This window comes from Dysgonomonas sp. 520, from assembly GCF_010501095.1.
In the GTDB taxonomy this organism is placed as follows: Bacteria; Bacteroidota; Bacteroidia; order Bacteroidales; family Dysgonomonadaceae; genus QVMP01.
The window spans coordinates 12372-28552 of record NZ_QVMP01000024.1; the positions used below are offsets into that span (position 1 = coordinate 12372).

At 40.1% G+C, this 16181-nt stretch carries 11 protein-coding genes; 6 read left to right on the forward strand and 5 right to left on the reverse strand.

From position 1 onward, the window contains the following. Positions 1-30: 30 nt before the first annotated feature. Positions 31-1224 carry a bifunctional phosphopantothenoylcysteine decarboxylase/phosphopantothenate--cysteine ligase CoaBC gene (gene coaBC / locus D0T56_RS13645; protein ID WP_163320718.1) on the reverse strand — a complete coding sequence of 398 codons (1194 nt, stop codon included), beginning with the start codon at positions 1222-1224 and terminating at the stop codon, positions 31-33. A gap of 1135 nt (positions 1225-2359) precedes the next feature. Here coaBC and D0T56_RS13650 point away from each other — a divergent pair. The 3 genes from D0T56_RS13650 (at position 2360) to D0T56_RS13660 (ending at position 4229) form a co-directional block, all read left to right on the forward strand. Then, positions 2360-2935, forward strand: coding sequence for a DNA-3-methyladenine glycosylase I (locus D0T56_RS13650; RefSeq protein WP_163320719.1), 576 nt, complete (start codon positions 2360-2362; stop codon positions 2933-2935). Further along, positions 2932-3273: a hypothetical protein gene (locus D0T56_RS13655; RefSeq protein ID WP_163320720.1), complete on the forward strand. Its 342-nt coding sequence runs from the start codon at positions 2932-2934 to the stop codon at positions 3271-3273. The genes D0T56_RS13650 and D0T56_RS13655 overlap by 4 nt, the downstream gene beginning before the upstream one ends. Before the next feature lie 65 nt (positions 3274-3338). Beyond that, positions 3339-4229 (forward strand): SPFH domain-containing protein, encoded by an 891-nt coding sequence (locus D0T56_RS13660; RefSeq protein ID WP_163320721.1) that lies wholly within the window; start codon positions 3339-3341, stop codon positions 4227-4229. Here the strand turns inward: D0T56_RS13660 and D0T56_RS13665 are convergent. Beyond that, on the reverse strand, positions 4226-4702 hold the full coding sequence (locus D0T56_RS13665) for a GtrA family protein (RefSeq protein ID WP_163320722.1): 477 nt from the start codon (positions 4700-4702) through the stop codon (positions 4226-4228). The genes D0T56_RS13660 and D0T56_RS13665 overlap by 4 nt on opposite strands. 167 nt (positions 4703-4869) lie before the next feature. Between D0T56_RS13665 and D0T56_RS13670 the strand changes: the two genes are divergently transcribed. Then, the gene (locus tag D0T56_RS13670) at positions 4870-5481 is read left to right on the forward strand and encodes a bifunctional nuclease family protein (RefSeq protein ID WP_163320723.1); all 612 of its coding nucleotides are present in this window, start codon (positions 4870-4872) and stop codon (positions 5479-5481) included. A 21-nt stretch (positions 5482-5502) separates the two neighbouring features. Then, positions 5503-6207, forward strand: a complete 705-nt coding sequence (locus D0T56_RS13675; RefSeq protein ID WP_163320724.1) for a 16S rRNA (uracil(1498)-N(3))-methyltransferase — start codon at positions 5503-5505, stop codon at positions 6205-6207. Between the two features lie 198 nt (positions 6208-6405). Here D0T56_RS13675 and D0T56_RS13680 read toward each other — a convergent pair whose 3' ends face one another. Further along, positions 6406-8598: a TonB-dependent receptor gene (locus D0T56_RS13680; RefSeq protein WP_163320725.1), complete on the reverse strand. Its 2193-nt coding sequence runs from the start codon at positions 8596-8598 to the stop codon at positions 6406-6408. A gap of 20 nt (positions 8599-8618) precedes the next feature. Then, positions 8619-10907: a glycoside hydrolase family 3 N-terminal domain-containing protein gene (locus D0T56_RS13685; protein ID WP_370458808.1), complete on the reverse strand. Its 2289-nt coding sequence runs from the start codon at positions 10905-10907 to the stop codon at positions 8619-8621. A gap of 282 nt (positions 10908-11189) precedes the next feature. Between D0T56_RS13685 and D0T56_RS13690 the strand changes: the two genes are divergently transcribed. Next, a complete protein-coding gene (locus D0T56_RS13690; RefSeq protein WP_163320727.1) occupies positions 11190-11954 on the forward strand; it encodes an NUDIX domain-containing protein in 765 nt (254 codons plus the stop codon). A 126-nt stretch (positions 11955-12080) separates the two neighbouring features. On the opposite strand, the gene D0T56_RS13695 is transcribed toward D0T56_RS13690, so the two are convergent. Continuing rightward, on the reverse strand, positions 12081-16169 hold the full coding sequence (locus tag D0T56_RS13695) for a glycoside hydrolase family 3 C-terminal domain-containing protein (RefSeq protein WP_163320728.1): 4089 nt from the start codon (positions 16167-16169) through the stop codon (positions 12081-12083). Positions 16170-16181: the final 12 nt, after the last annotated feature.

Consider the following 16181-nt stretch of genomic DNA (forward strand, 5'->3'; position numbering starts at 1 on the left):
ACTTTCAACATTCTATCATACAACTACTTATTACAGCAAAGTAGTATCTATTATATCTTTTGCCACCTCTGCTTTCGGCTTCAACTGAAAATCTACCCGATTTCCACTTCTATCCAGAATTGATATTTTATTTGTGTCAACTTTAAATCCCGCACCAGCATCATTTAACGAATTAAGAACAATATAATCCAGATTCTTTCTTCTTAACTTATCTGTGGCATTTCGTTCCTCATCGTTTGTTTCTAAAGCAAAACCAATCATTTTTTGATGCTCCTGTTTCATTTCACCCAAACGAGCCGCAATATCTTTATTCGGAACAAGTGTTAATGTAAGGTTGTCTCCCTGACGTTTTATTTTTTTATCGGAAGCCTCCACTGGTCTGAAATCTGCAACCGCAGCGCACAATATCGCAGCATCCACATCTTTAAAGTTAGCCGTGGCCGCTTCATACATTTCGTCTGCCGATTCCACGTTTATTCTACTGATATTAGGATGTTTACACGATAAAGAAACCGGCCCTGCAATCAGAACAACCTCTGCTCCTCTATTGGCACATTCTTCGGCCAACGCAAACCCCATTTTTCCGGAAGAATAATTGCCAATGAAACGAACCGGATCTATTTTTTCATAAGTAGGACCTGCCGTTATCAGTATTTTTTTTTTTGACAACGAATCTCTTTTTTCAAAATATTCCTTTATCGATTTCACAATATTTTCAGGTTCCTCCATCCTACCCTTTCCAATCAGGTGACTAGCCAATTCGCCCGATGCAGGCTCAATAATCACGTTTCCATACGATCGCAAAATATCCAGATTGCGAGTGGTGGACGGATGTGCAAACATATCCAAATCCATTGCAGGAGCAACCAACACAGGCGCTTTCATCGACATATATGTGGTAATTAGCATATTATCTGCTATTCCGTTAGCCATTTTGCCTATCGTTGCCGCTGTTGCCGGCGCAACAACCATCATATCTGCCCACAAGCCCAAGTCGACATGGCTATGCCACGTTCCGTCGTTAGCCGTAAAAAATTCGCTAACAACAGCTTTACCTGTCAGTGCCGACAAAGTAACAGGTGTGATAAACTCTTTACCGGAAGGAGTTATTACAATCTGAACCTCAGCACCTTCCTTAATCAGAAGGCGAGCCAAAGATGCTGCCTTATATGCAGCTATACTACCTGTTATTCCTAGAACTATATGTTTATTTTTTAGTACCATTATTTGTTTTTTTTAGATGGTCAAAGATACGGCTTTCAGTTATTCTTTAAAAAGAAAAAAATCTTTTTTATAATTATCGTTACTTTTCTCTCATATCTTATACAATATTTGGATTTATTATAAATGCCAATCAGTAGTTGAGTTTATTAATACACTGCGCGTAATCAAAGATTACTTGCATTCCTTTTGAGTCGCCTTCGCTCCTCGAACGTTGTTTCTGAGTGCAACGAAGAATCTAAGCTCTATAGAACAGATCCTTCACTCTGTTCAGGATGACAAAAAGACACTGAGATTTACTTTTGACACACCCCCAGCAAGCCCCTCTTTTGGAGCAGGGTTGGGGAGGTGTTCAATTTTACGCCTTGTTTCGCTTAACGTGTCCCCGCCTGCGAAGCAGATGCCGTTTCGCCTGACGGGTGTAAACGTGACATTTGGCTGATTGACGGGGTACCCACACAGCGCAGATAAGCGATAAGAACAAAAAGCTGTTTGAGCATTACCAGACCATTCTAATTTTACAGCTTCTTGGTGCGAGTTATTTTTTGTTCAGCTTATTAAGCTGTATAGTGGGTCGGCAAGAAGCCTCGGTCACAGAAAGCCTTTTTGATTCCTTTTGCGGCTTGGGGCAAAGGGGATGCAAGGAATTTTAATTCCGCGCAGGGTATTATATAAAATGATTGAACACTTTTCAACTACTGATTCACATTATAAACAAAGAAGTATCTGTTTTTATATAACACAAGGTTGTTAACTGTTACTCGTAGTGCATTTAGAAAATAAAAGATAATTAACTGAAACATAATACATATTTACATTGTCATCCTGAGTAAAACGAAGGATCTGGATTGAAAATACACAGATTTTTCACTTCGTTCAAAATGACAAAACCAATATGAGTCTTATAATAAATGAGTTTACATCAAAGACCTAAATGCACTACGGGTTAACTGTTGACTGTTTTTATAGATGCTTCGCGATGCTCAGCATGACAAATCTTTCGGGAAACCAGAGGCCTACTCCCTACAAACCACCCCACCCTTCCTTTGTTCTCTGGGGTTTGCTCAATAAAAACCTGCATTTTTGAACTACCAATCCGCATATTTTTATAATTTTACACATTTAGATATTATGACGAATGGAAAATAAAGAAATGCAACGTTGCGGTTGGTGCGGAACCGATCCTTTATATGTAGATTACCACGACAACGAATGGGGAAAGGAAGTTACCTCAGACGAAAAGATGTTCGAGTTTCTCGTTTTGGAAAGTGCACAGGCCGGACTTAGTTGGATAACAATCCTCAGAAGAAGAAAAAATTACAGAAAAGCATTTGCCGGTTTCGACGCAGAAAAAGTAGCAAACTTCACCCCCGAAGATGTTGAAAGATTGATGCTAGATGCGGGGATCATCCGCAATAGGAAAAAGATCGAGTCAACAATTACAAACGCTCAACATTTCTTGAAAATACAAGACGAATTCGGCTCGTTTTGCAACTATCTGAAATCATTTCTTCCCAACGGAAAACCAATCATCAACCATTGGAAGACGTTGGAGGAAATTCCTGCCTCGACGGAAATTTCTGACAAGATAAGTAAAGACATGAAGAAAAGAGGATTCAAATTCTTCGGATCTACCATTTGTTATGCTCATTTACAAGCTGTTGGATACATCAACGATCACCTTATAAATTGCATGTGCAGAAAAAATTTATGAAGATTATTTATAATAAAATATTGCCCACGAAAAAGTTTAAGGCTATCAATTTGTTCGGGATCATATTTGTACGGAAAGAACATGGCACTCTGACCAACATACAACTGAACCACGAGTCTATACACACGGCTCAGGCAAAAGAAATGCTCTTTCTTTTTTTCTATATTTTCTACGTTTTCGAATGGTTGTTCCGCCTCATTCAATACCGAAACAGCATGGAGGCATATTACAATATCTCATTCGAAAGAGAGGCTTACGAAAACCAAGACAACCCGAACTACCTAAAACAAAGAAAATTTTATTCTTTCATAAAATATTATTCGAAAAAACAGCATTGATTTACAGGTTCGTAATAACAAAATTAATTATATTTGCACCATAATTAAGACTAATACGAATTGCAATGAGCACCGATATAAATATTCAAAACGAAACTATTGACACTATAAAATTTGACAATAACGAAAACAATATCATATCATACAGATTCGACAGGCACGGATATCGGATAAAATACAATGCCACGATTTCTGTTCCGGAAGATTATCAGGCTATATTTTTTCATGACAAAGAAACCGGCGATATTTTCTCTTCAGGCGAATATCAATTGAACGAGAATTCCTTACCTATTTTTTCGGCACTACAAAGTTGGAGATACACATACAACCGACCTTTCGAAGCTGACATTTTTTTCTTTAGCACCGCCAGATACAAACAAATAGAGTGGAGTGCAAAACCATACTTCGCACTAGAAGACAAGGATCAGAACAAATACGAAATATACATCTCGGGACTATATTCTTTCAACGTATCCAACCCTGTAACTCTCATTCAATCTATATCAGGACAAAAAGAGACATTTTGCATCAATGACATGAACGAGATACTTTTATCACTCATCTCAAAAGGATTAAAAGAATCATTACTCAAGACAAACAAACTATCCGGCGATAGTGACGAAATATCAGAATTGTTGTATAGCGGAATAAAAAATCAGTTTGAGAAAATCGGCATTGGAATTTTTGATTTTGACGTTAAAAAAATTACAATCACAACAATAAAAAAAGAAGCAGAGCCTGTTCAAAGTATACGGAAAACAAACAACCCTGACGCTGCAACTCCCAAATATTACATCGTTATCGATAAAAAACAGGCAGGACCTTTCGACCCGAACGAATTGAAACAGCTTTGTTTTGAAGGAAAACTCAGCAAAAAAACTTTAGTGTGGAAAAAAGGATTATCGAACTGGGTGATTGCCGAAGAACAATCGGACCTCAACTATCTGTGGAATTAAAGAGATTCTATTTTTTCTTCCTTTTTCTTGAACACTACAAACTTATTCAGCGTAAACTGAACCATAGCAACAACAACCATCGCTACTATTTTGGCAACCGTGTTGTCTATGCCCATATAATCGAGCATTATGGTCAACGATAAAGTGCTTATGATTATGCCTAAAAAGAAGACCAGCAGATAGGGCATGAAACGTTTCAGCTTATTGTCACTGACTTTGAACGTAAAATATCCATTCAGTATAAAATTGTTCACAGCTCCGAAAAACTGCCCGATAAAACTGGAAATAAGTATATTGGAAGTGGCTATATCCGATTTAACACCCAAACTTTCATATATATCGCACACCAATCCCGCAATGGGGTATGATGCAAAAAAAACAGAAGTCAGCAAATAATAAATACCAAAATCGACAAGAGCTCCAATACCTCCCACGATTCCGTATTTGACAAGTTCCTTTAAAGTTTGATTCATACCAATAACTGCTAATGGGGCACAAATATACCTTATATTCATAAATTATTTACATTTTTTCGGCGAAATATGAACAAAAATCCGATTAAAACGTTTTCTACTAAGAAAAAAAGTTATATTTGTTGTAGTAAAAAAAGGATTGTGTAATAAGAAGAATAAGAATCAAGATGGAAGTTAAAGTAAAACTATCAGTATTGGGATTCTCATTCAATCAGAGTAAATCCGGCACTTACGGACTTGTTATGTCTGAGATTGGTGGCTTGCGTCGTCTAATGATTGTTGTCGGCACTCCCGAAGCGCAATCAATAGCATTTCGCTTGCACGAAACCACCCCACCCCGCCCGCTAACGCACGACCTGTTTAGAACCGTTATAAACCGTTTCGAAATAAATTTACAGGAAGTGTTCATCTATAAATACGACGACGGAGTGTTCTATTCCCGCCTGCACTTGGTACAATGCGACCAGTCTATCGAAATAGAATCGAGAACTTCCGATGCCATAGCAATAGCCTTACGCACAAATTCGCCCATCTATACGACGGAAGACATTATGCGCAAGTTGGCTGTTACCGTAAAAGATAGCGAAACGGAAACGGTAGAAGCACAAGCATCTATGATTGAGGAAATAAAAAACAGCAACTTCAATCAATATTCGGTACTGTCGAACGAAGAATTGGAAGAGATGCTTAAAGATGCCCTCGAAATTGAAGATTACGAACTGGCTTCCATTATCAGAGACGAGATCAGGAAAAAAAAGGAAGCTATTAAACACAAATAAAGTCGCAGATCTATTTACTGAATGGAAAAAACAATCTTTTTTGCCCCCGACATAACCATTAATAATCAACTGCCCGAAGAAGAAGCAAAACACTGTGTAAAAGTACTCCGCAAAACCGTGGGCGACGAAATATTGATAACCAATGGACAAGGCGATTTTTTTGATGCTCAAATAGCTTCTGTGGCGGGTAAACATTGCATCGTTGAAATAATCAATACTATAAAAGCACCAAACGATTGGGCATATAATCTGCATATTGCTTTTGCCCCAACCAAAAACAACGACCGCTCTGAGTGGTTTACCGAAAAAGCAACGGAAATAGGAATAAACAGGCTTACTCCCCTACTCTGCCGACATTCGGAACGGAAAGAAATAAAAAACTCCCGTTTCGAAAAGATACTTGTTTCGGCAATGAAACAATCGCAAAAAGCCACGTTACCTCAATTGGACGATATGATACCCTTCTCCAAATTTATTCAACAAGAATTTGAGGGAAGAAAATTTATTGCACATTGCCATCCTCAAGAAAAATCACTCCTGAAAGACTTGTATAAACAAGGTGAGGATGCGTTGATACTGATCGGACCGGAGGGCGATTTCAGTGAAAAGGAAGTCTCCGAAGCTTTAAAAAACGGATTCGAACCCATCAGCCTGGGAACATCCAGACTACGTACCGAGACTGCGGCATTGGTGGCATGCCAGACAATACACATACTGAACCAGTAACAAACGAAAATCAACAATAAAAGAGGTGTCCTAAAAGTAAGATTGCACTATTAAAGTGTTACTCATCCTTGTCATTCTGAGTGTAACGAAGAATCTGAACTTTCTAAAAGCAGATCCTTCACTCTGTTCAGGATGACAAAAAGACATTGAAATTTACTTTTAGGACACCTCCGTTTTCGTTCGGTTCAATATTTTCTATTAAAACTTATATTTCAAGCCAAACTCCATAGTGAAGGGACGAATGTATGTTCCTGAAAGGATTCTGCCCTCCATGTTTTTTGCCTCATCTTCCGTATACAGGTCTGCACCCGAAATAGTACCTTGAGCACCCCGTTGGTTCAGCAGGTTGACTGCGCTTACATTCAATTCCAGATTTTTGCTTATGTTGTAATTCACTCCTGCAAAAGTTTCCCAACGACCTTTGAAAAATAAAGAGTTTGTAAGGTTAGCATACTCTTTGCTAAAGTAGCGGGCACTTGCCCAAACTCTCAAATTTCTCCATTGATAGCTGGGATCTATTTCTATCAACACCTTCGACACTCCTGTCACCGTATTGTCGTTGAAGTTATAATCAACAGATTCTCCGGTTGACCCGAAATGAACTGTTCCTGTATAATTCTTATATTTAGGAGCTTGCAACGTTAGCAACAGGTGCAAATTGAAATTCTTAAACGGAGTAGCCATAACATCCGTAGTCCAACCTATGGTTTCTATATCGTACGATGCCAATGCACGTTCCACAGCACCCGACGCACTCGAAAAGTTCACGGTAGAACGGTATTCGTCACGCTTGATATATGTAGCCTTAGACACTAAACTGAACAAAGAATGATTGAAAAACACCCCGAATCCGGCTCCCGGTATTTTCGACTTCTTTATATTTGGCTCGTTACCAGCCGAATAGTTTTCCAAGTGTCCTGCCTGTTCGTTATACGTTGCTTCACCCAGCAAACCGAAATTCTTAGTCATCTTGTATACTGCGCTCAGCATAAATGCCTTATTGAACCAATCTTTGTCTATATTGGTTTTCTTGTTCGACAAATATGGGATGTCTGCAACAATATCCTTATTGTTAATATAATTTCCTCTGAGGTTTTGATACTCGAAACGAGCCCCTAGATTCAGTGTCAAGATATTCGCTATATCCCACTTATCGGTAAGGAAAAGAGCCGTTTTATTTTCAGACCCGTCATGATATTCATTAATAGCTCCATATATTTCACTGCCGCTTATCACTTGCGGATTGGCTTCAACAGTTTGGTTGTACAGAACACCTTCGGTGGTAAATTTGTCTATGTTGTAATTCCATTGATTAAACCCGATTCGCCAGTCATGGTTTCCTGACTTTTTACCTACTTCGAACAATGTTGTCAACGACCTGATCGGCGTTTTTCTCGAAGCCAATGCCATTACACCCTGCGACATACCATCTTCGCTTATTCCGGTCATGATAGGCAGATACATTCCTGATTTAGCATCATGATAACGTCCTACGAAGTTAATATTCAGCCCGTTGTTGAGCTTATTTTTCCATATCAAATCCACGGTGTTACTTTCCGACCCATAGTCATCCAAAGCGTCACGCTCTGCCAACTCTCCTGTACGGGCATCACGCACTTTAAATTTCTGAGTAGCAATGTAGTTGTCGCTACCAATTTTAAATCCGTCAAGTTCCGATACCGATCCATCCAGATGGTATTTGTATGGAGCATATTGCTGCATAGCCATCGACTTCGAATTTGCATATTTATAAAATGCCGAGATCGACCCTGTACCTCCATCAAACTTATAATCTTGAGTCAACGCCACTTTATAGAGTTGAGTTTGATCGCTAAAATACCTGTCTATATTATTGCTTTTCACTTTATACGTTCCGGGGTCGTAGTTAACAAATGCACCTACCGAAAACTTCAAACCTCTTTTTGTTATAGGCCCACTAAAGTTTGCCGTCCCGTTCAACAAGCCGAAGTGATTGGAATTTAACCCGATATTCCCTCCGAATTTATCAGTACCCAAGTTATTGTAAGTCCCTACCGAAAAGCCAACATCCCCGATATTGATAGCCGTCTGTCCCAAATCGAGAAGTTTTACTCCATTTGTCATGGCATCCATACGCCACGATTTAAACGGCATCTCAGGCCAAAAGAAATACACTACCGGAAGATCGTTTTCCAACACCGTAGTACCTCCAACACTGGCAGGAAGACCGATGTTTACGTTACGAGGCCCCGCATTGGCCGAAGCGGCATTGAGCATTACATTACGGTCACCGCCTTGTTCTGCTTTAGATGCTTTGATAGAATCGTTCGCCTCCTTATTCTGAGCATTAACATTTGCCGAAAGAAGAGCCAAAGCAACTATTAATCCTATATTTTTCAATATTGTTTTCATATACTTTATAAAGATTTAATTCATTTTTTTATCCCATATTTAGCTGTACGTGCATCTTTTATTACACCTTTCCAATTCAGTCCGTAACCGAAATCATATACATTACCCTCGGTATCTTTATGGCAATCCATATCGAACGGTACATCTTCGTATTGTTTCTCAACTGTCGACATATTAGCCGGCATTTGCATAGGGAGAAGTCCCGATGGTTCATATTTGCCCGAAATAATATCCAATACAGCTTGCTCCTTCACCGAAAAACGTGCCAAAATAGCATCTACTTTGTCTTCAAACTCATTGAATATCATTGCACGAGATAGGTTTGTCACTACTATAACAGGCTTGTCGCCCATCATTTCCCGTGTGTTCAATACCGATCTCAAATCCATTGTGTTGGATGCCGTAACGGTTTTGCCTTTATACGAGCGGTTTGTTATTGTCGGGGCCACCACAGGATCGCCGGCAGCAATACTATGTTCACGGGCATCCTCTGCGGTATATGTTCCATACTGAAGCGTGATAGGCACATAGCCATTACCTCCTGCTTCACGGTCTTTCTTGTCATATCCTCCTCCATCGTTATTGCTGTATGGACCGGAAATGAACACTATGGCAAAATCGGCTTTCGACGGATCGTCTGTTATATCATAATATTTTTTAAGTAAATCGAGGCTTACAGGCATTTGAAGGCTTTGTTTCGACCAATTGCCCCACCAATCCTTCACCGACGGTGAATATACTTCAGGTATATATACAGTCTTCCTTTCTTTTATAGGCAATACATTTCCTTTATTCTTCAACATCACAATCGACTTAAGCTGAGCATCATATCCCTCTTGCATAAACTCAGGATTACCTACTATCTTTGCACTTTCCTGAGTATCAAGATATGGGTTTTCGAACAAGCCAAGACGGAAGATGTTTTTCAACAGGCGAACGGCCGATTGCTCGAACCTGTTTCTCATAAATTTCTTTCCGTGTGCTTTCACCCCCATGTTATATGCCTCAATTACAGGACCCATTTCGTTGTTTCCTCCAAACTGATCCATTCCTGCCATTAGGGCGATATAGTGCCTTTCTGCAACAGTTTTGGCTTCCACTCCCCAAGGTTTTCCCATAAAATCGCCGGGACTTTTACCCTCATCTGCCGTAATCATCCAATCGGTACAAACAACACCATCATAGCCGTATTTTTCGCGCAAGAGGTCTGTTATAATATATTTACTGAATCCGTTTGCCAGATTTGTTCCATCTTTTGCCTGATTGTACGAAATTGTATAGTAAGGCATCACAGCCGAAGCCATATTGGTTTTGCCATCCAATTTGAACGCTCCTTCGGTAAAAGGTTTCAGGTGTGTTTCGAAATTGTTGCCGGGATAAACCGCAAACTTACCAAACGCCCAGTGCCCGTCACGTCCACCTTCTTCGGGTCCGCCACTTGGCCAGTGCTTCACCATGGCATTCACACTTTTATAACCCCAACCGTCGGCAATTTCATCTTTTCCGTACGAAGTCTGAAAACCATCAATATAAGCACGAGCCATATCTGTAGCCAATGCAGGGCTTTCGCCAAAAGTCATGCTTGCACGATACCAGCGAGGTTCTGTTGCCAAATCAATCTGTGGAGACAAAGCCGTACCAATACCTAATGCCCGATACTCCTGAGCTGCGATTTGTCCGAATCTCTTCACCAATTCGGGTTCAAAAGTAGCCGCCATGCCCAAACCATCAGGCCAAACCGATATTTCGCCACCTGCTCCTGCATTAAACTCAGCCACGGTAGAGCCTGTAACCTGCCCTGAGTGACGAGGGTCGGAACTATTATTTGCAGGAATACCCAACCCGATACCTTCCACATAGGCTTGCATCTCGTTGCTCCATCGAGCCGCCACTTCGGGACTTTTAACTCCCACCAGCAACACATGTCGCAGATTATCATCTTTCAAGAATTTTTTTTGCGCATCCGATAAATCCCAAGCGTTAGCACCACTTTTAGAGAAAGGCTTGCCGTTGTAAGTATCTGCTGCAAAACCAAATTCATTAGCCGGAACAGCCTGATGACCACTATAAAGCATCAATCCGGCTATTTGCTCCACACTCATTTTCGCAGCCAAATCTTTGGCTCGTTCTTCAATGGGTAAACGCCAATCCTCGTATTTATCCAGTTTTCCGTTTTTGTTCAGGTCTTTAAATTTCAGTCCGTTTACGGTCAAAATCTTAACTCCGGATTTCAGAGAATAGCCCAATGCTGGCCCATTGTCATTCTTTACAATCTCAAAGTTTCCGGATCCCTGAGAATAACCATTCATGGACAACAATATAATTCCAATAGCTAAAACTAATTTTTTCATAATTTCCTCATTTTAAAAACTGCGTTAATATGACGCAAATATAAATATTGTATTTTGAATCAAAACAATTATCTGCGTAATAAATACACAGATATGTTTTCAAACATATATTCTGCGTTTTTGATACGCATTTATATTTCTACATAACATTTGTTTTATTACTTTTGTTTTACATAAAGTTACTTCCTTGGTTAGTAAGTATTTTATGTGTTTCGAATAATAATATAAACAAACCTAAGCATGACCAGAAAGAGCTTGTTTCATTCGTATACAGAGGATAGTATTCATCCCGGATTTTCGATCGACTGTGTAATTTTAAGTTTTCACAAAAAGAAAATTCGTATTCTTCTAAATAAATTCGATATAAGCAACTTTTGGCAATTGCCGGGCGGTTTTATGTTCAAGGAAGAAACTTCTGACGATGCTGCTTCAAGAATATTAACCAGCCGTACCGGTTTAACAAACGTCTATTTGAAACAATTCTATCTGTTCAGCGACCCCAATAGAACCAAGATGGATCAGAATGTGGAATATCTGGAGAAAGAGACAAACAAAGCTCAAGATGTAGGAGATATTGATAAATGGTTCTTACAGAGATTTATAAGTCTAGGGTATTATGCTTTTGTAAAATATAATGAAGTTAAATTGGTTTCGGTGAAGGAAGATACCGCCAAATGGTTCGATATCGACCATCTACCACCATTGTATTCCGACCATGAGAATATAATAAGAACTGCTATCGAAACCATACAAGCAATACTACCCATTGTTCCTGTGGGATACGAATTGCTTCCCGAAAAATTTACAATGAGCGAACTTAGAAAAATATATGAGGTCTTTTTAGGCAAGCCTCTTGACAGGCGCAATTTTCAGCGAAAGGTACTAGCCACGGGAGCAGTTATTCAATTGGATGAGATAAAAAGTACAAGCCCATACAACCCTCCCATATTATATTCATTTGATAAGGATAGAAAAGATATGCTTGAACCTCTTTTTATTAAATAAGAGAATCTGGTAGTTCAAAAATATTGGCATAAATAATGAGGTTGTGAAACAGGTCACATATAGAATGAACTGCCACAACCTCACTTTGGTTTTTATAAGTATTTTAACTTATTACGTCAAAAAAAGTTATTTAAAACTTCTCAAAACCTTAACATTCCCTATTTTTTCATTATCCGAGTATACATGCAAAAAATAAACACCTTCTGCCAACTCTTTCAAAGAAACACGTCCATTCAATATTTCTTTAGAGGTTATAAGCATACCCGAAACATTGTATACGTCCGTTCTTTTTAACTTTTCAGTTTGCGGATATTGAATATACAACTCATCTCTGACAGGATTGGGATAAACCTTCAGTTGTTCCGAGTTTATCGGAGTTGTTGTTATACCTGTATTATCATTGTCTACAACAACATGCAATATTGTAAAATCAATATCTTTTCCATCATCAACAGTCAATTTGAAATAGTACGAACCTTTCAGAGCATTAGAGATTGTTGCCGTAGCCTTATCCGCATCGGTAACATCTACAAAAGCCGGACCTGTTATCTGCTCCCATTGGTAAGTCAGGTTATCTCCATCGGCATCGGAACTTTTGCCAGCATCAAGAGTAATTACATCGCCCGATGCATTAGCACTATAACTAGCTTTAGCTACAGGAACCTGATTTGTATTTGTAACAAAATCGCCATACAAATTGAATGTCTTAATAGAATTTTCCCACTGACCGGAACGTTCTACACAATTGAGCCTTACGTATCGTCCCGAAACATTGCCTTCATTACTGCTATTTGATGTTCCGCCTCCGAAAGAGTCATTTGTTGCATAAGTATTCCATGTATTTCCATCGGCTGATATCTGAATATTGAACTTTTTAGCATACTCAGAATGCCAAAGAATAGAAATTTTCGACGGCTTAACCTGATGCTGTAAATCTACTTGCCACCATTCGCCGTTTCTATGTGCCGACGACCAACGAGTATTGGCATTGGCATCAACGGCAGCCTGTGGATACATATTAACCTTTTCGGAAGAAGACGCAGATGTTGGCTTCAAGAGTGCCAAGTCATTAGCCGTAGTCGGATTTGTTACTGTAATAGAAAAATCCGAGAAAGCCTTGTTTGTGCCATTAGACACCGTCAGACGAAGCACATAAGTTCCGGCGGTATTGAAATGCAATTCTGTCAAAGGCAGATCGGGAGATAATATAGACGCTTGCACCGGTCCGCTGATTTGCTCCCACTTATAGGTCAGTTCACCATCTTCAGTGTTTGTTGATGCTGTGCCATCTACATAAGTTTTAGCATGAGGTAGCAACACCACTTTTTCCGGTAAAATTACTTTTGCGGCAGGCATCTTTTCTTCTTCAGTTCCTAAAACACGAATTTCACGCAAAGAGAATTTACCGGCACCCGTCTTACGTTCTGTAAAATTGATACGGATATAACGTGTATCAAATTTTTCGAGGCTATGATATTCGGCTTCGCCAACACTGTTCGAAACTTTTTTCAGTTCCGTCCAGCTTGTACCGTCCATAGATTTCTCAAGAACATATCCTTTGGCATAATCGGCATCCCAATACAGCTCTATTTTATCAACCTTACACAAAGCAGCCAGATCGACAACAGCCGATGCTGTGGTGCCATTCTCCGAATCCCAACGAGTGGACAAGTCGCCATCCACCAATTGTTTGCCAATGTACTTACCAACCTCTGATGATACGGTAACCTCTTTCAGAAATGCCAGATTCTTATGTTCGGAAGCAACAACCTGAGGATCGAACACCTCGATATCAGTAGCATAAGAATTATTGCTTGCATCCCATTCTGTGCTTTCGTTTGAGAATGCCAGTTTAGCTGCAATTTGCATCTGACCTGCTGTTTCGGCGGTCCATTCTCCTTCCGAAGCTATCAGTTTAACCTGTCCCGGAGCAATAACAGTTTTTGTTTGCCCAGTAGAAGCAACATCTTTTCCGGCAACAGAAAACGAGATATTATAAGGAGTAGTTGATTTAGTAGCTGCATTTCCTTGATTTTTCACCAAAGCGTAGAAACTTACTTTCTGTCCTTCAAGTGGATAACGAGGCATAGTATAGATACGGGTAACTCGCAAATCAGGTTTTTCCGATCCCGATTTGAAGGTTACACTTTTAGTAAGCGGTAAATTATCTGAAGAACCACCTACACGGAAAGTATAATTGCCTGCCTGTACGCTATATTTACGGCTTGTCTGAATCCAATAATAAAAATCATCGGCACAAAAATCGAACGTAACCTTTTTTGTTTCGCCCGGTTCAAGGGCAATACGTCTGAACCCGCGCAACTCTTTTTTAGGCATCCATACCTTATCGGATGGAGCACTTATATAAACCTGAACCACCTCTTCTCCGGCACGAGAACCTGTATTTTTAACATCAACCGTAAGGCTGAAAGGTTGTCCTGCTACTACGTCGGTAGGCATTTGTAGATTTGAATACTCAAAAGTTGTATAGCTCAAACCATAACCAAAAGCATATCGGGGCATGGTTCCCTTTTCATCTAACCAACGATAGCCTCCATCCTTATTTTGCTCAAACTTGCGGAATACATCTTCTTTCCATTCAGGAAAATCGCTGTCTTTCATTGGCATCGAAAGAGGCATACGTCCTGCCGGATTGTAATCTCCAAAAACAACATCAGCGATGGCTCGCCCTGCTTCCTGTGCTGCATAGAACGAATATATGAATCCTTTTATATTAGGCAAGCAGTCGTTGAAAGTACATACTCCCCCACTCTGTATTACAGCTATCAGGTTCGGGTTGACACCGGCTAACTCATTGATCAATTCCTGTTGTATGGCAGGAAGTGCAAAAGAGCCGCCAACACGGTCGTTATGTGCGCCAAAACTTTGTTCTCCTTCCTGAGTGTTGTCCAATCCTCCCGCAAAAATCACATAATCTGCGGCAGCAGCAAGTGTTTTAGCTTCTGCAAAACCTGTTTTTGATGTCGAATTAATGTCGCAACCTTTAGCGTAAGTGATATTCGCACTACCTATCTTGTCTTCCAACCCTTTTTTCACACTAATGGCATAAGGCGGATTGGTAGCACTACTACCCGAACAGTTGAGGTTTTCGGCAGTGGCATTAGGCCCTATAATCGCTATTTTAATTCCCGATTTTTGAAGTGGTAAAATAGGATTAGCGCCCGACTTTTCATTTTTCAACAAAACAACCGACTTCTGAGCTGCCAACAAGTTCAAATCAGTAATTTCCTGAGTTTGCGTATTCGACTCATTTCCTGCCGGATAGTAATCTAACATACCGTTCAGAATCTTAGTCTTCAATATGCTTTTCACAGCACTGTCTATCTGTGCCATTGTAACATGACCATTTTCGACCAATGCCGGCAAATCGGCTTCGTAGTTGGATGATCCCATGCAAATATCAGTTCCGGCACGCACAGCATTTCTTGCTTCGTCAATGCTGGCCCAGTCAGAAACTATATAGAACGGGAATCCCCATCGCTCACGCAATATCGTTTTCTGCAAAATACTGCTTTCGGCAGCTTTTTCTCCATTGATTTTGTTGTACGAATTCATCACAGACATAGCTCCGGCTTCTTGTATTGGAATACGGAAATTATATCCTGAGAAATCCATCAGCCAACGCTGGCTTGCTATTACATCCATCTTCAAACGATTCACCTGCATACTTTCACCCATAAAATGCTTGAGAGTAGCAATAATCGGATATTTTTGCATACCGATAGTGAATGATTTGGCCAAATGTCCTGCCAGATAAGGGTCTTCGCCACCGCTTTCGGCAGTACGTCCTCCACGAGAGTCACGAGCAAGGTCGAGACATGGACCCAAAGCCTGTTGGCGGCCATACGACCAGAACTCAAGTCCCATATATTCACCTATTTTCCCTACAACGGCTTCATCCCAAGTGGCAGCCATAGCTACTCCCGTAGGAAAAGCCGTAGCCGAACGCCCGTAACGATCGGAAGTAAGTCGAACTCCATGAGGACTATCGCCCATCACAAAACCGGGAATACCGAGTCGAACATTGGCAGGTGTGCCGCCAAAACTGGTACGATTGTTACGCATCTGATCTAATTTCTCCTGAGTAGTCATGGATTTTACCAGTGCATCAATTCGCTGATCCAACGGAGACTGAGCATACGTGTTTATGAAACAGATGCTCAATGCTATAATTAAAAATATTTTGTTTTTCATCTTTATAAAGGA